General features: G+C 70.4%; 17 protein-coding genes. 6 read left to right on the forward strand and 11 right to left on the reverse strand.

Annotated features, from left to right (window positions below):
- Nucleotides 1-163: 163 nt before the first annotated feature.
- The 6 genes from ACIBCT_RS10970 to ACIBCT_RS10995 all read right to left on the reverse strand — a co-directional run bounded on the left by ACIBCT_RS10970 (nucleotide 164) and on the right by ACIBCT_RS10995 (nucleotide 7,385).
- Nucleotides 164-1,558 (reverse strand): NAD(P)/FAD-dependent oxidoreductase, encoded by a 1,395-nt coding sequence (locus ACIBCT_RS10970; RefSeq protein WP_399187760.1) that lies wholly within the window; start codon nucleotides 1,556-1,558, stop codon nucleotides 164-166.
- A gap of 186 nt (nucleotides 1,559-1,744) precedes the next feature.
- Nucleotides 1,745-2,575 (reverse strand): ABC transporter permease, encoded by an 831-nt coding sequence (locus tag ACIBCT_RS10975; RefSeq protein ID WP_399187218.1) that lies wholly within the window; start codon nucleotides 2,573-2,575, stop codon nucleotides 1,745-1,747.
- 76 nt (nucleotides 2,576-2,651) lie between these two features.
- Nucleotides 2,652-3,503 carry an ABC transporter permease gene (locus ACIBCT_RS10980; protein ID WP_399187219.1) on the reverse strand — a complete coding sequence of 284 codons (852 nt, stop codon included), beginning with the start codon at nucleotides 3,501-3,503 and terminating at the stop codon, nucleotides 2,652-2,654.
- Between the two features lie 13 nt (nucleotides 3,504-3,516).
- Nucleotides 3,517-4,758: a spermidine/putrescine ABC transporter substrate-binding protein gene (locus tag ACIBCT_RS10985; protein ID WP_399187220.1), complete on the reverse strand. Its 1,242-nt coding sequence runs from the start codon at nucleotides 4,756-4,758 to the stop codon at nucleotides 3,517-3,519.
- Nucleotides 4,759-4,765: 7 nt separating this feature from the next.
- The gene (locus ACIBCT_RS10990) at nucleotides 4,766-5,911 is read right to left on the reverse strand and encodes an ABC transporter ATP-binding protein (RefSeq protein WP_399187221.1); all 1,146 of its coding nucleotides are present in this window, start codon (nucleotides 5,909-5,911) and stop codon (nucleotides 4,766-4,768) included.
- 25 nt (nucleotides 5,912-5,936) lie between these two features.
- Nucleotides 5,937-7,385 (reverse strand): gamma-aminobutyraldehyde dehydrogenase, encoded by a 1,449-nt coding sequence (locus tag ACIBCT_RS10995; protein ID WP_399187222.1) that lies wholly within the window; start codon nucleotides 7,383-7,385, stop codon nucleotides 5,937-5,939.
- 193 nt (nucleotides 7,386-7,578) lie between these two features.
- Between ACIBCT_RS10995 and ACIBCT_RS11000 the strand changes: the two genes are divergently transcribed.
- Nucleotides 7,579-8,073 carry an Lrp/AsnC family transcriptional regulator gene (locus ACIBCT_RS11000; protein ID WP_399187223.1) on the forward strand — a complete coding sequence of 165 codons (495 nt, stop codon included), beginning with the start codon at nucleotides 7,579-7,581 and terminating at the stop codon, nucleotides 8,071-8,073.
- 88 nt (nucleotides 8,074-8,161) lie between these two features.
- On the opposite strand, the gene ACIBCT_RS11005 is transcribed toward ACIBCT_RS11000, so the two are convergent.
- Nucleotides 8,162-9,088: a DivIVA domain-containing protein gene (locus ACIBCT_RS11005; protein WP_399187224.1), complete on the reverse strand. Its 927-nt coding sequence runs from the start codon at nucleotides 9,086-9,088 to the stop codon at nucleotides 8,162-8,164.
- Between the two features lie 357 nt (nucleotides 9,089-9,445).
- Between ACIBCT_RS11005 and ACIBCT_RS11010 the strand changes: the two genes are divergently transcribed.
- The 4 genes from ACIBCT_RS11010 to ACIBCT_RS11025 all read left to right on the forward strand — a co-directional run bounded on the left by ACIBCT_RS11010 (nucleotide 9,446) and on the right by ACIBCT_RS11025 (nucleotide 12,788).
- Nucleotides 9,446-10,246: an ATP-binding cassette domain-containing protein gene (locus ACIBCT_RS11010; RefSeq protein WP_399187225.1), complete on the forward strand. Its 801-nt coding sequence runs from the start codon at nucleotides 9,446-9,448 to the stop codon at nucleotides 10,244-10,246.
- Entirely contained in the window at nucleotides 10,243-10,914 is a 672-nt protein-coding gene (locus ACIBCT_RS11015; RefSeq protein ID WP_399187226.1) for a hypothetical protein, read from the forward strand. The genes ACIBCT_RS11010 and ACIBCT_RS11015 overlap by 4 nt, the downstream gene beginning before the upstream one ends.
- Before the next feature lie 486 nt (nucleotides 10,915-11,400).
- Nucleotides 11,401-11,739: a PadR family transcriptional regulator gene (locus ACIBCT_RS11020; protein WP_399187227.1), complete on the forward strand. Its 339-nt coding sequence runs from the start codon at nucleotides 11,401-11,403 to the stop codon at nucleotides 11,737-11,739.
- Nucleotides 11,736-12,788 (forward strand): hypothetical protein, encoded by a 1,053-nt coding sequence (locus ACIBCT_RS11025; protein ID WP_399187228.1) that lies wholly within the window; start codon nucleotides 11,736-11,738, stop codon nucleotides 12,786-12,788. The genes ACIBCT_RS11020 and ACIBCT_RS11025 overlap by 4 nt, the downstream gene beginning before the upstream one ends.
- A 20-nt stretch (nucleotides 12,789-12,808) precedes the next feature.
- On the opposite strand, the gene rlmN is transcribed toward ACIBCT_RS11025, so the two are convergent.
- Complete coding sequence (rlmN, locus tag ACIBCT_RS11030; protein ID WP_399187229.1) at nucleotides 12,809-13,933, reverse strand: 23S rRNA (adenine(2503)-C(2))-methyltransferase RlmN; 1,125 nt, start codon at nucleotides 13,931-13,933, stop codon at nucleotides 12,809-12,811.
- A 72-nt stretch (nucleotides 13,934-14,005) separates the two neighbouring features.
- On the opposite strand from rlmN, the gene ACIBCT_RS11035 reads away from it, so the two are divergent.
- A complete protein-coding gene (locus ACIBCT_RS11035) occupies nucleotides 14,006-15,088 on the forward strand; it encodes a suppressor of fused domain protein (protein ID WP_399187230.1) in 1,083 nt (360 codons plus the stop codon).
- Between the two features lie 152 nt (nucleotides 15,089-15,240).
- Here ACIBCT_RS11035 and ACIBCT_RS11040 read toward each other — a convergent pair whose 3' ends face one another.
- The 3 genes from ACIBCT_RS11040 to pyrH all read right to left on the reverse strand — a co-directional run bounded on the left by ACIBCT_RS11040 (nucleotide 15,241) and on the right by pyrH (nucleotide 17,693).
- Nucleotides 15,241-16,092, reverse strand: coding sequence for a phosphatidate cytidylyltransferase (locus ACIBCT_RS11040; RefSeq protein ID WP_399187231.1), 852 nt, complete (start codon nucleotides 16,090-16,092; stop codon nucleotides 15,241-15,243).
- A gap of 73 nt (nucleotides 16,093-16,165) precedes the next feature.
- A complete protein-coding gene (gene frr / locus ACIBCT_RS11045) occupies nucleotides 16,166-16,723 on the reverse strand; it encodes a ribosome recycling factor (protein WP_344906956.1) in 558 nt (185 codons plus the stop codon).
- 202 nt (nucleotides 16,724-16,925) lie between these two features.
- Entirely contained in the window at nucleotides 16,926-17,693 is a 768-nt protein-coding gene (gene pyrH, locus ACIBCT_RS11050) for a UMP kinase (RefSeq protein WP_399187232.1), read from the reverse strand.
- Between the last annotated feature and the right edge of the window lie 40 nt (nucleotides 17,694-17,733).

A 17,733-nucleotide genomic window follows, 5' to 3' on the forward strand; every position in this document is an offset into this window, starting at 1 on the left:
AACCCGGCTGGACCGACCCCGGACGCGGGACGCCCGGCCGGACCGACGGCACCGGCCCTGGACGCGGGACGGCGCCCAGGGGGCGGACGGGACCGGAGCCGGACGCGGGACGGTGCCCCGGGGCCCGGCCGCGGGGCCGGGTGCCGGGGCACCGTCCGGCGCGCTAGGAGTCGAACCCCAGGCCCATCCGGTCCAGGGTACGCAGCCAGAGGTTGCGCCGGCCCTGGTGCAGGTCGGCCTGGGCGATCGACCAGCGGGTCATCTGGATCCCGGCCGAGCGGACCGGCTCGGGCGGGAACGGCACCGGCTTCTCCTTCACCATCCGCAGCTCGGTCCGCTCGGTCCGCTCCCCGGCGAGCAGGTCGAGCATGACGTTGGCCCCGAACCGGGTCGCGCCGACGCCCATGCCGGTGTACCCGGCGGCGTAGGCGACCCGGCCGCCGTGCGACCGGCCGTAGAAGGCGCTGAACCGGCTGCAGGTGTCGATCACCCCGCCCCACCGGTGGGTGAAGCGCACCCCGTCGAGCTGGGGGAACGTGGTGGCGAAGTGCTCGGCCAGCGTGACGAAGGTCTCGTCGCGCTGCTCGTACTCGGGCTTGATCATGCCGCCGTTGTAGTAGACCGCGTCGTAGCCGCCCCACAGGATCCGGTCGTCGTCGGTGAGCCGGTAGTAGTGGAACTGGTTGGCCGCGTCCCCCACCCCCTGCCGGTTGTGCCAGCCCACCGAGGCCAGCTGCTCGGCCGAGAGCGGCTCGGTCACCAGCGCGTAGTCGTAGACCGGCACCAGGAAGTGCCGTAGCCGCCGCAGCAGCGGCTGGAACACCCCGGTGCCCAGGGCGACCTTGCGGGCCCTGACGGTGCCGTGAGGGGTGATCAGGTCCATGCTCGTCGGGGTGTCCTTCATCGCCCGTACCGGCGTGCGCTCGAAGACGCGCACGCCCAGCGAGAGGCAGGCCTGCCGGAGCCCCCAGGCCAGCCGGGCGGGATCGATCATGGCGCAGCCGTCGCGCTCCCAGTGACCGCCGATGTAGGTGGGCGAGTTCACCTCCGCCCGGACCTGCTCGGTGTCCAGGACGTCGATGCGGGCGCCCATCTCCCGGGCGATCTCGACGTGCCGGTTCATCTCCTCCAGCTGCCACGGCTCGGTGGCCACGTGCAGCTCGCCGGTGCGCCGGTAGCCGCAGTCGATGCCGTACCGTTCGACGGCCTCGCCGATCTCGTCGAGGTTGTCGACGCCGAGGCGTTCCAGGGTGGCGATCTCCTCGGGCCAGCGTTCCAGCCCGTTGGCGATGCCGTGGGTGAGCGTGGCCATCGCGAAGCCGCCGTTGCGGCCCGACGCCGCCCACCCGACCCGGCGGCCCTCCAGCAGGACCACGTCGAGCGACGGGTCGCGTTCCTTGGCCATCAGGGCCGCCCAGAGCCCCGAGAAGCCTCCGCCGACCACCGCCAGTCCGGCGGTCGTGTCACCGAGGAGCCGCGGCAGCGGCTCCGGTTTCGCCGTACTGTCGAGCCAGTACGGCTTGCGCTCCGCGTCAGCAAGAGCCTTCAGCGGATCCACAGATCTCACTTCCCTACGTGAGTCAGTTTGTCTTTAGGTGTGTCGCGTGGTCACGGGGACCACGCGCGGGTTCCCCCCGCCTGAATCCGATCTCGCCTCCCTGTTCTGTGCCGGAGCCTCCCGTACGGGAGTACGTGTACACCGAGGCCCCGTGCCGCCCGATGGGGACACGGGGCTCGGCGTCGGTCAGGTGCGGCGGCGCGCGGTGACCGAGTTGACCACCGCGATCGCGACGCCTACCGCGAATATAAGCGTTCCGACGATGTTGACCTGCGGCGGAACCCCGTTCCTGGTCGCACCGAAGATCCACAGCGGGAACGTCTGGAGCGCGCCGTTGGTGAACTGGGTGATCACGAAGTCGTCGATGGACAGCGCGAAGGCCAGCAGCGCGCCGGAGACGACGCCGGGCAGGATCATCGGGAAGGTGATCCGCCAGAAGGTCACCCAGGTGGACGCGCCGAGGTCGCGCGCGGCCTCCTCGATCGACCGGTCCAGCCCGATCACCCGGGCGCGCACCGTGATCGCCACGAAGGACAGCGAGAACAGCACGTGCGCGATGACGACGGTCACGAAGCCGGTCTTGACCCCGGCGCTGATGAACAGCGACAGCAGCGAGGCGCCCATGACGATCTCGGGCGAGGCGATCGCGGCGAACATCACCAGGTTGGTGGAGCCCTGCCCGCGGAACCGGTACCGGCCCAGGGCCAGGCCCAGGAGCGTGCCGATCACCGTCGTGATCAGCGTGACGAGCGCGGCTACCTGCAGGGAGTTGACGACCGCCTCGATCATCTGGGGGTACTCGTCCAGCCGGCCCCACCACCTGAGGGTGAAGCCCTGCCAGGTCACGTTCGACTTGCTGCGGGTGTCGTTGAAGCCGAAGACGACCATGACGACGATCGGCACGAACAGCCAGGCGAGGACCAGCCAGACGTAGCCCTTGAGCAACCGGTCCCCGAGCCGCGACCTGCCGCGCGCGACCGGGCGGGCGTTCGCCTCCGCGATGGTCTGCGCGCTCATCGGGCACCCCTGGGAAGGTCGACGGTCGTCCTCGCGGTCACCGGGCTCCCGGGGACGTTCACGGTCGTCCGCGCGCTCATCGGGCCGCCGCCTCGAGGACGTTCTCGGTGCCGAGCGCCCTGGCGTAGGCGAAGATGCCGATCAGCATCGCCGCCATCAGCGCGAACGACAGCGCCGCGGCCGTCGGGTAGTCGCCGTTGGTCAGGTACTCGACCTGGATGATGTTGCCGATCATGGTGTTGTCCGGGCCTCCGAGGATGCTCGCGTTGACGTAGTCGGCGGTCATCGGGACGAACGTCATCAGCACCCCGGCGAACACCCCCGGCAGCGAGAGCGGGAGCACGATCCTGGTGAAGGCCTGGCGCCTGGCCGCGTACAGGTCCTGGGCGGCCTCGATCACCCGGGGATCGACCCGCTCCAGCGCCACGTAGATCGGCAGGATCATGAACGGCAGGTAGTTGTAGACGAGGCCGCCGATCACCGCCGCGGTCGTCTGGAGCACGTGGAAGTCGTCGGGCAGCAGCCCCGCCGACTTCAGCGGGCCCAGCACCATGCCCTCGTCGGCCAGCAGGAACTTCCACGACACCGTGCGCAGCACGAACGAGACGAAGAACGGCAGCAGCACCAGCAGCAGGTAGGTGGACTTGCGCTCCCCCCCCTTGAACGCGATCCAGTACGCCATCGGATAGGCCAGCGCGATGGAGATCAGCGTGCCGATCAGGCCGTACCCGGCCGAGCGCAGGAACTGCGTCCGGTACTGGATCAGGACGTCGCCGTAGATGCCGACGTTGAAGGTCTGGACGAACCCGTTCAGCGAGTCGCCCTCCTGCAGCGAGACCGAGGCCATGAAGACCATCGGCACCACCAGGAAGATCACCAGCCACAGGCCGCCCGGCAGGACGAGGAGGTAGGGGGTGAGGCGTTTCACGGGCGGGCCACCGTCAGCCCTGGGTGATCGGCTGGAAGATGTCCTGGAAGACCTTCTCCTGCGCCGGGGTCAGCGTCGTGTACGAGCGCAGCTTGGCCAGGTCCGCCTCGGACGGGAAGATCAGCGGGCTCTCGGCGATCTGCTTCAGCGACGCCTTCTTCTCGCCCGTGGCCTTGTCCGCGTCCGCCAGCACCAGCTCCCTGGTCGCGGAGACCGGGGTGATGTAGTTGATGTACTCCACCAGCATCGTGGCGATCTTGGGCTGGTAGACGTAGTCCATCAGGGTCAGCGCGTCGACCGGGTTCTGCGCGGTCTTGGGGATGCACATGTTGTCGGTCCAGATCGTGCCGCCCTCCTCGGGCACCACGAACCTGAGGTCCTTGCCCTCGGCGACCTGCTGGAAGATGTCGCCCGACCAGGCCATCGTGATCCAGATGTCGCCCCGGGCCAGGGCGTCGACGTAGTCGTTCTCGTAGTACTTGCGCACCAGGCCCGCGTCGCGCTGCTCCTTGAGCTTGGCCCCGGCCTTCTTCCAGTCGGCCTCGGTGGAGGTCTCGGGGTCGATGCCCAGGGCGAACATGGCGAAGTTCGCGACCTCCTGGGTGTCGAGCATCATGCCGACCTTGCCCTCGTACCTGGGGTTCCACAGGTCGGCCATGCTCGTGACCTTGTCGACGTACTTGGGGTTGTAGGCGATGCCGGTCACCCCGATCGTCCACGGGATCGTGTGGGCGTTGTCCGGGTCCCAGGGCGGGTCCTTGACCGCGGAGTTCGCGTGGGCGGCGAAGTTGGGCAGCTTGGAGTGGTCCAGCGGCACCAGGTACCCCAGCGCGATGGCCCGGCTGAGCTGGATGCTGTTGGTCAGCACCATCAGGTCGTAGCCGATGTCGTTCCCCGCGGCCAGCAACGGCTGGATCTTGCCGAAGAACGGGCCCACCTCCTGGATGGCCTCCTGGTAGGTGACCTTGATGCCGGTGTCGGCGGTGAACATCTCCAGCGAGGGGTACCTCTTGCCCTCCTTGTCGATGTACAGCGGCCAGTTGGCGAAGCGCAGCGTGCCGGTCTTCTTCTTGGAGGCCCAGTACTCGGCGACGGCGTCCCGCTGAGGCGGCGCCACCTTCTTGCCCTCCACCCCGCAGGCGGCGAGGGCGAGACCGGCGGCCGACAGTCCCCCCAGACGGAGGGCGTCACGACGGGTGACGGAGCGGCTCTGCGTCATGCCTCGCAGGAAGGCGGGGTCGGTACGGGGGTACATAACTGACTCAACTTCCGATCGCGTACGAGTGGTGCGGCCGCCACGACAGCCAGACGGAGTCGCCACGCTCCGCCGTGCTCGCGCTGTCGAGGGCGTTCTGCTGGAAGACGGTCACCTCTGCCCCGTGGGCCAGTCGGACCGTGTAGCTGGTGTAGAGGCCGAGGTAGACCACCTCCGAGACGACGCCCCGGACCACGCTCAGGTCGCCGGAGGGCCTCCCGGTGGAGATGACGATCTTCTCCGGGCGGACCGTGATCGCGATCGGCTCCCCGGCGTGGAACGATCCGCCCTCGGCGAGCACGTGGTCGTCCTCCCCCAGCCTCAGGACCGCGAAACCGTCCCTCAGGCCCTCCACGGTGCCGCTGAGCAGGTTGGACGTGCCGATGAACCCGGCCACGAAGGCCGTGGCGGGCCTTTCGTAGATCTCCCGCGGGGCACCGAGCTGCTCGACCGCGCCCTCGTTCATGACCGCGATGCGGTCGCTCATCGTGAGCGCCTCGCTCTGGTCGTGGGTGACGTACACGAACGTGATGCCGACCTCGCGCTGGATGCGCTTGAGCTCGATCTGCATGGCCTGGCGGAGCTTGAGGTCCAGGGCGCCGAGCGGCTCGTCCAGCAGCAGCGCCCGGGGCCGGTTGACCAGCGCGCGGGCCAGCGCGACCCGCTGCTGCTGGCCGCCGGACAGCTCCCTGGGCCGGCGCCTCTCCCGGCCGGTGAGGTCCACGATCTCCAGGATCTCGCCGACCCGGTGCTTGATCTCGTCGCCGGGGACGCGCCTGCGCCGCAGCCCGAAGGCGACGTTCTCCCAGACGTTCATGTGCGGGAACAGGGCGTAGGACTGGAAGACCATGTTGACGTCGCGCCGGTTGGGCGGAACCCCGGTGACGTCCTGGCCGTGCAGCCGCACGGTGCCGCGCGAGGGATCCTCGAACCCGGCGATCATGCGCATGGTGGTGGTCTTGCCACAGCCCGAGGGGCCGAGGAGGGAGAAGAACTCCCCCTCGACGATGCTCAGCGTGACGCCGCCGACCGCCTGGACGACCTCGCCGCGGGAGACGTACTCCTTGACGACTCCGTCGAGCTCGATCGCCGGCACGGTGGGCGGGCCGGAGACGGCCTCGGCCGCCCCCGTACCCGCCTGAGTTTCGGTCATTCCAGGCTTATCCCTCTCTTCATACCTACTCGCCGATGTAGTGCATGACGTGCTTCACGCGAAGATAATCGTGCAGGCCGAAAACCGACAGATCCTTGCCGTAACCGGAGTGCTTGAACCCGCCGTGCGGCATCTCCGAGACGAACGGGATGTGGGTGTTGACCCACACCACGCCGAAGTCCAGCCGGTTCGACACCCGCATCGCGCGGCCGTGGTCGGAGGTCCACACCGAACCGGACAGGCCGTACCTGACCCCGTTGGCCTTGGCGATGGCGTCGGCCTCGTCGGAGAAGGTCTGCACGGTGATGACCGGGCCGAACACCTCGTCCTGCACCATCTCGTCGTCCTGCCGCAGGCCGTCGACGACGGTGGGGGCGAAGAAGTAGCCCTTCTCGCCGATCCGGGAGCCGCCGGTCAGGACCTTGGCGTGGCCGGGGACGCGCTCCAGGAAGCCGGTGATCTTGGCGAGCTGGTCGGGGTTGTTGAGCGGCCCGTACAGCGCCTCGTCGTTGTCCAGGTCGCCGGTCACGGTGCCCGCCGCCGCCTCGACGAGCGCGGCCGTGAACTCGTCGTGGACGCTCTCGTGGACCAGGACGCGGCAGGCCGCGGTGCAGTCCTGACCGGCGTTGTACAGCCCCGCGGTGGCGATGGTCTCGGCGGCGGCCTTGAGGTCCCTGACGTCGTCGAACACCACGACCGGGGCCTTGCCGCCCAGCTCCAGGTGGACCCGCTTGACGTCGTCGGCGGCGCTGCGGGCCACGGCCATGCCGGCGCCAACCGAGCCGGTGATCGCGACCATCGACGCGGCCGGGTGGCCGACGACCAGCGCGCCGGTCTCCCGGTCGCCGACGACGACGTTGAACACGCCCTTGGGCAGGATCTCGCCGATGATCTCGGCCAGCTTGACGGTGGAGACCGGGGTGGTGTCGGAGGGCTTGAGCACCACGGTGTTGCCCGCGGCCAGCGCCGGGGCGATCTTCCAGACCGCCATCATCATCGGGTAGTTCCACGGCGTGACCTGGCCGACCACGCCGATCGGCTCGTGCCTGATCACGGAGGTGTGCTCGGCGAGGAACTCACCCGAGGTGGGGCCCTCCAGGGTGCGCGCGGCACCCGCGAAGAAGCGGAAGTGGTCGGCCGCGACCGGGGTCTCGTCCTCGGCCATCCGGGCGCGCGGCTTGCCGGTGTTGCGGCACTCGGCCTCGTTCAGCTCGTCCGCCCGCGCCTCCATCGCGTCGGCGACCTTCAGCAGCAGGTTGGCGCGCTCTCCGGGGGTGGACGTGCTCCACGTCTCGAACGCGGCGGACGCCGCGGCGTAGGCCGCGTCCACGTCCTCCTGCCCCGAGACAGGGGCCTTGAGGTAGACCTCCCCGGTGCAGGGGTCGACGACGTCGGAGAACCGGCCGCTCCCGGACTCCACGAGCTCACCGTCGATGTAGTTCCGCAGGCGGGGCAGATCAACCGGGGTGGTCACCGTCGGCCTCCTCATGAATCGGGGCTGAGTCTCGCGACTCTTACAGAGAGAAAAACCTGCGACAAGGGATTTCGTTGTTAAGATACCAAATTGCTACGAAATCACTTGACAGAAGCACCGGAACTGACAGCATGTCGCATCGGAGCCGCAACGTGACGGCAACAGGCCAGCAACATGACGCCAGGGAGCGCGGATGACGACGCCGCCCAAGGTACGCCGCGAGAACGACGCCCGGCCAGGCCCCTTCGTCCTCGACGACCTCTCCAAGCGGATCATCGAGGAGCTCCAGGCGGACGGGCGCAAGGCGTACGCCGCCATCGGCAAGGCCGTCGGGCTCTCCGAGGCCGCCGTACGGCAGCGGGTCCAGCGCCTGCTCGACGCCGGGGTCATGCAGATCGTCGCGGTGACCGACCCGCTCACCCTGGGCTTCTCCCGCCAGGCGATGATCGGCATCAAGTGCGAGGGCGACCTGGAGACGGTCGCCGACGAGCTGTCGGCGATCAAGGAGATCGACTACGTCGTGCTGACCGCCGGGTCGCTCGACATCATGGTCGAGGTGGTCTGCGAGAGCGACCAGCACCTGCTGGAGATCCTCGGCAAGATCCGCGCCATCCCCACCGTGCGCGCCACCGAGACCTTCGTCTACCTCAAGCTGCACAAGCAGACCTACTCCTGGGGCACCCGCTGACGCCGTCCTCCGGGACATCCCGCCGGCGCCGCCCCCCGGGGCACCCCGCCGACCCGGGGCACCCTGCCGACACCGTCCTCCGGCGCGCTCACCGGCCGAGGCGGGCCTCCATCACCCCCGCCAGGTCGGCCAGGAACTCGTCGACCTCGGCGACCGCGTACCCCGGCCGCAGCATCACCGTGGCGAACCTGGCCTCGCGCACGTCATCGGCGCTGAGAGGCCGTTCGGTGGTACCGCGCAGGGTGGCCACGACCCGGTCGAGGAAGGCGTCGACCTCCTCCTCCCGGTAGCCCATGCCGAGACGTCCGGGCCGGAACGCGACCCGCTCGATCCGGGCGGCGTGCTCCTCGGCGTCACCGGGGCCGAGGACGCCCGGCGGCCCCGCGTCCCGGGGGTACGCGCCGGGCTCCGGGCCCTGCTCGCCGTACGCCGGATCCGGGTCGCCGTGCGCCGCGTCCCGGTCGCCGTGCGCCGGGTCCGGGAGGGCCGACCCCGGCTGCGCGCCCGATGTCCCGGGCTCGGGCCACTCCGTCACCCCGGGCGCGGCCTGCCGGGGCACCGAGGGCTCCTGGCCGCCGGGCGGACCGTCCCACGCGATCTGTACGGTCTCGGCCTGAGCGGCCTGGGCTGCCTGAGCGGCCTCGGTTGCCTGAGCGGTATGCGCGGCCCGGGCGGCCTCCGCGACCCGGCCGGACTGCGCGGGCTGCGCGGACTGCGCCACCTGCGCCGTCCGTACCCCCTGGCCGGTTCGCGCGGTCTGCTCGACCCGTGCGTCCTGCTCGACCTGCGCGGTCTGCTCGACCCGTGCGGTCTGCCCGGCCTGACCGGCCTTCGCGGTCTGTCTCGTCTCTATCGCGACGATGAACGCCTCAAGCGCGAAATCAACGGCGATCTCGTGGTAACCGCCGAGCTTCGTACGAAAACGGGCGTCGCGGATCTCGTCCGCGGTGATCGGCTCCCCTTCCAGGGAGCCCCTGCCGAGGGTGCCCTCGATCCGACGAATCAGCAGATCCACCTGATCGGGGTCATATCCCATACGCACCCCGAGAACCCGTGGAAAGCGGTTCAATCCCGCATCCTTTCGCCTTTTCCCGATCGGCCTTTACCGGAGGGAATCCATTCTGAGGGGAATCACCGGACAAAAGCGAGAGATCCCGACGGTATCGCGGACGGGCGTGGATTCCGGCCGCGCCCGTCCATCCGTCCGGCCGGGCTTCGCCCCTCAAGACCGGACCCTTCAAGACCGAGCCCTTCAAGACCGGACGGAATCTCGTACCGGAAGGCCGGACAGGACTTCGTTCCGGAAGGGCGGGGTGGTTTCGTCCCGGAAGGCCGGACGGTGAAACGAGTGATCACGGTAAGGTTGCGGCTTATGCGGCTCTCCACGGTGTCCTTTCGATACTCGCGCCGTGGCCCGTGGATCCTCAAGGACGTCGAGCTCACCCTCCCCTCCGGCTCCGTCGTCGAGGTCACCGGCCGCAACGGAGCCGGGAAGTCGACGCTGCTGCGCCTGCTGGCGGGATTCGTCCCCCCGTCCCGCGGCACGATCCCCGACCGGCCCGCCGTCGTCGGCTACGCCCCCGACGTGTTCCCGGTCGGCCAGCCGTTCACCGCCGCCGACTACCTGGCCCACATGTGCAGGATCCGGGGCGTGTCCCCGGCTTCCGCCACGGACCTGGCGGGACGGCTGAACGCGACCCACCTGCTCGACCAGCCGCTCGGCGACCTGTCCAAGGGCAGCGCGCAGAAGATCGGGATCATCCAGTCGCTGCTGGCCCCTCCGGACCTGCTGATCCTGGACGAACCCTTCGCCGGGCTCGACGAGCAGACCCGGGCCGAACTTCCCGTGATCATCGGCGAGATCGCCGCCCGCGGCGGGGCGGTCGTGGTCAGCGACCACCAGAACCAGCTCCGGGACTTCCCCGGCGCCGAGCACTGGCTCGTCGCCGACGGCGGCGTCACCGTCGGCACCCCCTCGGCTCCCGCCCCGCCCGGCGGCCGGACGTCCCCGTCCCCGCCGGCCCCCTCGGCGGAACCGTCGTCCTCGTCCCGGGACGTCTCGCAGGGACCGCCCCCGCGGGTGGTCATCGAGGTGGTCGTGGACGCGCACGAGGCCGACGAGGTCGAGCAGAAGCTCCGCGCCGACGGCTACCTCACCAGGCGGTCATCGTGATCCACCTCGTACGCTTCAAGCTCGCCGCCTACGGCCGCTCGCACCGGCTGCTCCAGCCGACGATCGGGCTGTTCGTGATGCTGGTGATCTTCTACTCCACGCTCACCCCGCCCGGCAAGGAGCTCACCGCCTACGCCGACTCGGCCGGGCTGCTGATCCTCGTCTTCGCCTGGGCCGCCCGGGGACTGCTCGACACCGAGCCCTCCACCCAGCGGCTGATCTCCATGACGGCGGCCGGGCGTCCGGGCCGCGAGATCGGCGCGGGGCTGCTCGCCGCGCTGGCCGTCAACCTCGGTCTCGCCGCGATCGCGGTCGGGTTCCCGCTGCTCCACGGCTTCGCCGCCATGCCGGCCCCCGCCGACCTGGCGCGCGGCGTCGCGCTGCACCTGCTCGGCCTGGGCACCGGAACGGCCCTGGGCGCGCTGACCAGCCGCCCGATCCTGGCCTCCCCCGCCGTCTCGATGCTCGTCCTGTTCGGCGGCTACGTCGTGCTCCTGCTGGTCAGCCTCACCCCCGTGGGCCGCCTGGTGGTCCCGATCATGCCGTGGATGCGCGCCGCCAACGCCGGGGTGCTCGACACCGTCCTGCTGCCCATCTCCGCCGCCACCCTCTTCTGGATCGCCGCGAGCCTCCTGCTGTACGCGCGCCTGCGCCGCCTGAACCCCTGAACGACCCCGTGGCGTCCGACACGGATGCCGAGGGAGCCGGACCGGCCACGAGCGGATCGCCCGGACGTTCACCCGTGCGGGGCGGCGACCTCCCAGAGTGCGCTCACCGGCATGGCCCGCATGCGGTCACCGAACGGGAGCGTCCGCATGGCGCCCCCGTCACGAGGGTGACACGAGTATCGGACAGGCCTCCTCGACGGTTTTCCCCGCGCGTCGCGGAAGCACTTTCCCAAGAGGCGTCCGTGAGTCGCTGACCATGGGAAGAGCATGGCATATCTCGGATTCGCCGGCAGGATGGTCGCAAGGTGGCTGACAGAATGGTCGGAGAGTTGCCGACAGGATGGCCGCAGGGTCGCTGACACGATGGTCGCTCGATGACCGGTTCCCTGGCCGCCGTTTCGTGAGGAGCGCGGTCGGGAGCGGCGCACCGGAATCCCTGCCGATCACACAGGCCCGATATCCTGTCTGACAGGATATGCTGTTCGCATGAGCCAACGCACGATGACGGAACCCGCGTTCCTCGTCCTCACGGCACTGGTCGACGCTCCACGGCACGGCTACGGCATCGTGCAGGAGGTCGAGAGGCTCTCGGGCGGGCGGGTGGAGTTGAAGATCGGCACGCTGTACGGCGTGCTGGACCGGCTGGCCGCCGACGAGCTGGTGGCGCTGGACCGCGAGGAGGCGCAGCAGGGGCGGCTGCGCCGCTACTACCGGCTCACCGAGTCCGGGGCACGGGCACTGGAGGCCGAGGCCGCGCGGCTGGCGGAGAACGTCAGGAGCGCGCGCGAGCGGCTGCGCCTCCGGCACGCGGGGGGTGTGGCGTGAGCCTGCTGGAGGACCGCTACCGGCGCGTGCTGCGCCTGCTGCCCGCCTCCTACCGCGCCGAGCGGGAGGAGGAGATGGTCTGCGCCTTCCTGGAGGGGGCGGCCGGCCTCACCGACGCCAACGACCCCCGGCCCCGCTGGTCGGAGGTCGCCAGCGTGGCCGCCCTGTCGCTGAGGGTGCGGCTGGGCGGCGCCGGCGCGGCACCGCGCTTCCTCGCCTGGGGCCGGGCGGTCCGCCTGGCGGCCGTGCTCGGGCTGCTCTTCCACGCCACGATGAGCTGCGCCTGGTTCCTGGAGGCCGTGCGGGGTTCCCTGAGCACCGGCCGGCCGGCCGTCCCCGGCGAGGTCTGGTCCGAGCAGTGGCTGTCGGGCACCGCGCAGATACTCGGCTACCTGCTGTGGATCGCGGTCTTCGGCACGCTCGTGCGCGGCCACCCCCGCACCGCGAAGATCCTGGCACTGCTCGCCCTGGTGTCGTTCTACGGCCCCCTCGCCCAGGGCGGGCACGGGACCGGCAACGCCGTCGTGTACGGCCTGCTGTTCGCGGTGCCCGTCCTGGCCCTGGTGACCGGTTTCCACCGCGACGCGCCGCCACCGCGTCACCCCCGCTGGACGGCCGCCCTGCCCGTCCTCGCCGGCGTCCCGCTGCACGTGCTCCTGAGCGTGCTCGGCTCGCCGGGAATGTCACGGACCGTCGACTGGCACCTCTGGTCGTGGCTGTGGCCGTGGCTGAGCACCTCGGGGACGGCCTGCCTGGCGTTCCTGGTCGCGAGCGCGATCTGCCTGGGAAGGCGTCCGCGGGCTCCGGGCGGGCGTGACCCCGCGCTGCCGCTGGCACTGGCCGTCCTGTCCGTGTCGGTGGTGCTCGCCCGCGTCGCCTTCCTGACCGTCGACGCCGTCGACCCGGCCACCCGCGTCATGGCGGCCGTGAACATCGGACAGCTCGTCGCGGTGCTGCTGTGCGGCCTGACACTCACCCGCGTGGCGGTCAGGGCCCTGCCCGCACCGCCACGGGTGCCCGACGTCCCCCCGTCGTCGCCCTCCGGCTGACGGCCCGGCCGACGCGGGGGCTACTCGGCGGCGGCGAGCTGGCCGCAGGCACCGTCGATCTCACGGCCCCGGGTGTCGCGGACCGTCACCGGCACCCCGTGGAACTCCAGGCGCCGGACGAAGGCCCGCTCGTCCTCCGGGCGGGAGGCCGTCCACTTGGAGCCCGGGGTCGGGTTGAGCGGGATCAGGTTGACGTGCACCAGCTTGTTCTTGATCAGCTTGCCGAGCAGGTCGGCCCGCCACTCCTGGTCGTTGATGTCCTTGATCAGCGCGTACTCGATGGAGACGCGGCGCTTGGTCCTCGCCGCGTAGTCCCAGGCCGCGTCCAGGACCTCGGCGACCTTCCAGCGGGTGTTGATCGGCACCAGGGTGTCGCGCAGTTCGTCGTCGGGGGCGTGCAGCGAGAGCGCCAGCGTGACCGGCAGGCCCTCCGCGGCGAGCTTGCCGATCGCCGGGACCAGGCCGACCGTGGAGACGGTCACGCCGCGGGCGGAGATGCCCAGGCCGTCGGGGGCGGGCTCGACCAGCCGGCGGACGGCGCCGATCACCGCCTTGTAGTTGGCCAGCGGCTCGCCCATGCCCATGAAGACCACGTTGCTGACCCGCCCGGGACCTCCCGGGACCTCACCGGCCGCGAGGGCCCGCGCACCGGCGACGACCTGCTCGACGATCTCGGCGGTGGTCATGTTGCGGGTCAGGCCCGCCTGTCCGGTGGCACAGAACGGGCAGTTCATGCCGCAGCCCGCCTGCGACGAGACGCACATGGTCGTCCGGTCGGTGTAGCGCATCAGGACCGACTCGACCAGCGCGCCGTCGAAGAGCCGCCACAGCGTCTTGCGGGTGGTGCCGGCGTCGGTGGTCATCTCCCGGACCGGGGTCAGCAGCGTGGGGAAGAACGCCTCGGCGAGCTTCTCCCTGGCCGCGGCAGGCAGGTCCGTCATCAGCTCCGGGTCGCCGGTGAGCCTCTCGAAGTAGTGCCGGGAGAGCTGGTCGGCGCGGAACGGCTTCTCGCCCAGCTCGGCGACGGCCGCCCGGCGCTCGGCCATGGTCAGGTCGGCCAGGTGGCGGGCGGGCTTGGCCCGGCGCGGCGCCACGAAGGTGAGCTGGCCGGGTACGGGGGTCCCGGGCGGGCTGACACTCGACAAGTCCAACGCCTTCTCTCGACGGTTACGCGAATACTCGAAGCGGTGCCCGACCGTGATCTAAAGTCCGAAGATATGGCGACAAACCGCCCTACGGGAGAGCGGGGAGACGGCGTCGAGGTCATACTCACCGACGTCAATCCCTACGGGAGCCGCACCCTGGTGGTCGAACGCGACGAGACTTCCTCGGTAGCTTACCTGTGCGGGTCACAGGGAACGGTGCACGGAGCCGTCTGGCTGGCCAACCACGGCCCGGCACCGGACACGATCGACCCGGCCCGCCTGACCTCCGAACTGCCCCCGGTCGTGCCCCGGGCCGACACCCGGCACCCCGGCGGCAGAGGCCCCCTGGGCACCCTGCGGGCCCTGTGGTTCGAGGAGGGCGACGGCGTCGCCCTGTACGAGAACGACGATCTGCTCGCGGTCATTCCGGGCTGGGCGGACATGAGCAGGGGGATGCCCGGCTACTCCCGGGACGCGGTGGGCGAGTCCCCGTTCGCCTGGCCCCTGCGGGAGGCCCAGGACGGCCTGGCCCCCCGGATCGCCCAGGCCCGCTCCTACTGGGAGTGGCGCCGGGGCGACGGCGCCTGGGCCACCTTCCAGCAGTTCGTGATGGGTCACCTGGACCGCGCGGTCGGTCCCGCAGGCAGGTTCTGGGACGCCGCGGGCGAGCGGTTGCCGACCGTGGGCATCACCGAACGGCCACCCGAGGGGAGCAGGGACCACACGATCCTGTCCACGGTCGGGATGAGCTGCCAGCGGATGCCCACCGTGGAGCAGTACATCGACCGGCCCGACGCCTGCGCCCGGGTGGAGCTCGCCGTCGCCACCCCCGGGGACGCCCGCGACGCCGCCCGGCTCTTCCTGTGGCTGGGACAGTACCCCTGGCACTCGGTCACCTGGCTGGGCCACGGCCACACCGCCCGCTGGTACCACCGGCCCGAGACCTTCCCGCTCGGCCCCGCCTACGGTGGCGTCATCATGTTGACCGGCCTGCCCGGTCTGCCCGACCTGTCGGGCTTCTCGTTCGGCGGGGACTCCGTCCAGTGGCTCTGGCTCGTCCCCCTCACCCCCGGCGAACTGGACCTGGTCTCGGCACGGGGCCACCGGGCCGTGCTCCCCCGGCTCTCCGCGACCCGGCTGACCGGCGACGGCTGACCGTCCGTCCTCGGCTCCGGGCCGTCCTCCGCTCCGGGCCGTACCCTGTCCGGGCCGTACCGGCACGGCCTACGGAGCGGAGCGCGGGACGGCGGGGACGGACGGCGCGGTCCGTGACGGGTGGTGCGGCCCGGCCGGTGGCGCGGGCGGGCTCAGGCCAGCAGGGTGAGCAGCACCCAGACCGGGATCAGCGCCGCCACCATGGAGTCGAGGCGGTCCATCATGCCGCCGTGGCCGGGCAGCACGCTTCCCATGTCCTTGACGCCGAGATCGCGTTTGATCACCGACTCGACCAGGTCACCCAGGGTGGCGAAGACCACGATCACCGCGCCGATCAGGACGCCCTTCCAGATCTCCTCCTGCAGCAGCCACGCCACCAGCCAGCCGCCCACCGCCATGCAGGCCAGCGCCGACCCGGCGAAGCCCTCCCAGGTCTTCTTGGGACTGATCACCCGCGCCATCGGGTGGCGGCCCAGCGATATCCCGGCGAAGTAGCCGCCGATGTCGCTCGCGGCCGTGGTGGCGATGAAGACCACCACCCGTCCCGGGCCGTCGTCCGGGTCGGCGAGGAGCAGCGCGACGAACCCGGCGAGCAGCGAGGGATAGACGACGACCAGGATCGTCGCGGTGATGTCGCGGACGTAGTTCTCGGTGCCCTTGAACATCCGCCAGATCATCAGCACCAGCACGGTCATCGCGAAGACGCCGACCAGCCAGGTGGCCCCGCCCCAGGACGAACCGGTCAGCTCAGAGCCCCAGTACGCACCGGCCAGCATGGCGGCCATGCCGGCCAGCACCGGGATCAGCGGCACCTTGATGCCCCGGACCTCGAACGACCGCACCAGCTCGGTCACGCCGATGCCCACCGCCGCGATCACCACCGCGAGGAAGAGCACCTTTACGAAGTAGAGGGAGAGGATGATGACCGCAGCCAGAGCGAGCCCCACCGCCACGGCGACGGGAAGGTTCCGGCCGGTACGGCTACTGCCCGCCACGGGTTCCACAGGGGTCCTACTTTCCTACACGCACAAAATCCCTGTCCCGCACGGGCGGCCCGCGCGGGACAAGGATCAGGACTCAGACCTCGAGAAGTTCGGCTTCCTTGTGCTTGAGCAGCTCATCGATCTTGGCGACGTGCTTCTGGGTGAGGTCGTCGAGCTCCTTCTCCGCGCGGCGCACCTCGTCCTCACCGGCCTCGCCGTCCTTGATCATCTTGTCCAAGGTCTCCTTCGCGCTGCGACGGATGTTGCGGATCGAGACCTTGGACTGCTCCGCCTTGTTCCTGGCGACCTTGATGTACTCCCTGCGGCGCTCCTCCGACAGCTCGGGGAAGGCCACCCGGATCACGGCTCCGTCGTTGCCGGGGTTCACCCCCAGGTCGGAGTTGCGGATCGCCTTCTCGATCGCGGCCATCGAGCCCTTGTCGAAGGGCTGGATGATGACCATGCGCGCCTCGGGCACGTGGAACGAGGCAAGCTGCTGAATGGGGGTGGGCGTCCCGTAGTACTCAGCGCTGATCTTGTTGAACATCGACGGGGTGACACGGCCCGTGCGGATGGCCGCGAAGTCGTCCTTCGCCACCGAAACGGCCTTGTCCATCTTTTCCTCGGCTTCGAGGAGGGTTTCGTCGATCACAGCGGCTCCCTGTCTTCTCGGTCACTCCCCATCCTCACGCACTTCGCGGGACGCCATCACCGCGGTGGCCCGCCCGGGGCCGCCATGGCTCGCGTACCACTCCGCTCGCTGCGTCAGGTTCGCATCCTGTCTTCTCGCTCGATCACCACCGGGGCGCGTCGGGCTCACGTCCGCTCCGCCCGCCCCGGGGCTCGCTCCCGCGCTAGTGCGCCGGGCTCACCAGCGTCCCGATCTTCTCACCGCGCACCGCGCGCAGGATGTTGCCCTCACCCATGAGGTCGAAGACCACGATGGGAAGGTTGTTGTCCATGCACAGGCTGATGGCGGTGGCGTCCATGACCCCGAGACCGCGGGTCAGCACCTCACCGTATTCGAGGTGATCGAACCGGACGGCGTCGGGGTTCTTGCGGGGGTCGTCGTCGTAGACGCCGTCCACCTGGGTGCCCTTGAGCAGCGCCTCGGCACCGATCTCCAGCGCCCGCTGCGCGGCGCAGGTGTCGGTGGAGAAGAACGGCGAGCCGAGCCCCGCCCCGAAGATGACCACGCGGCCCTTCTCCAGGTGGCGGATGGCCCGGCGGGGCAGGAACGGCTCGGCGACCTGCTGCATGGTGATCGCGGTCTGGACGCGGGTGTCGACGCCCCGCTTCTCCAGGAAGTCCTGGAGGGCCAGGCAGTTGATGACCGTGCCGAGCATGCCCATGTAGTCGGCCCTGGCCCGGTCCATGCCGCGCTCGGCCATGGCCGCGCCGCGGAACATGTTCCCGCCGCCCACGACCACCGAGACCTGCACGCCGCCGCGTACGGCCTCGGCGATCGAGTCGGCGAGGTGCCCGACGACGCCGGGGTCGATGCCCAGCGGCTCGCCGCCGGCGAACGCCTCACCGGACAGCTTCAACATCACCCGCTTCCAGCGGAGCGGGTCCGGATACGAAGAAACCGCCGGCGTAGCGGGTCCTGGATTCTCCTGCACGACGGCGGCCTCCTCGTTCGGTGCTCTGCGTGAAGAGCGG

This window comes from Streptosporangium sp. NPDC050855 (assembly GCF_044456585.1).
GTDB classification, from domain to species: domain Bacteria; phylum Actinomycetota; class Actinomycetes; order Streptosporangiales; family Streptosporangiaceae; genus Streptosporangium; species Streptosporangium longisporum.

Coding starts and splice junctions, on each gene's coding strand:
- ACIBCT_RS10985 (WP_399187220.1), bottom strand. CDS start 4,758: ATGTACCCCCGTACCGACCCCGCCTTCCTGCGAGGCATGACGCAGAGC.
- ACIBCT_RS11035 (WP_399187230.1), top strand. CDS start 14,006: ATGGCGACAAACCGCCCTACGGGAGAGCGGGGAGACGGCGTCGAGGTC.
- ACIBCT_RS11010 (WP_399187225.1), top strand. CDS start 9,446: ATGCGGCTCTCCACGGTGTCCTTTCGATACTCGCGCCGTGGCCCGTGG.
- ACIBCT_RS10975 (WP_399187218.1), bottom strand. CDS start 2,575: ATGAGCGCGCAGACCATCGCGGAGGCGAACGCCCGCCCGGTCGCGCGC.
- ACIBCT_RS11020 (WP_399187227.1), top strand. CDS start 11,401: ATGAGCCAACGCACGATGACGGAACCCGCGTTCCTCGTCCTCACGGCA.
- ACIBCT_RS10990 (WP_399187221.1), bottom strand. CDS start 5,911: ATGACCGAAACTCAGGCGGGTACGGGGGCGGCCGAGGCCGTCTCCGGC.
- ACIBCT_RS11000 (WP_399187223.1), top strand. CDS start 7,579: ATGACGACGCCGCCCAAGGTACGCCGCGAGAACGACGCCCGGCCAGGC.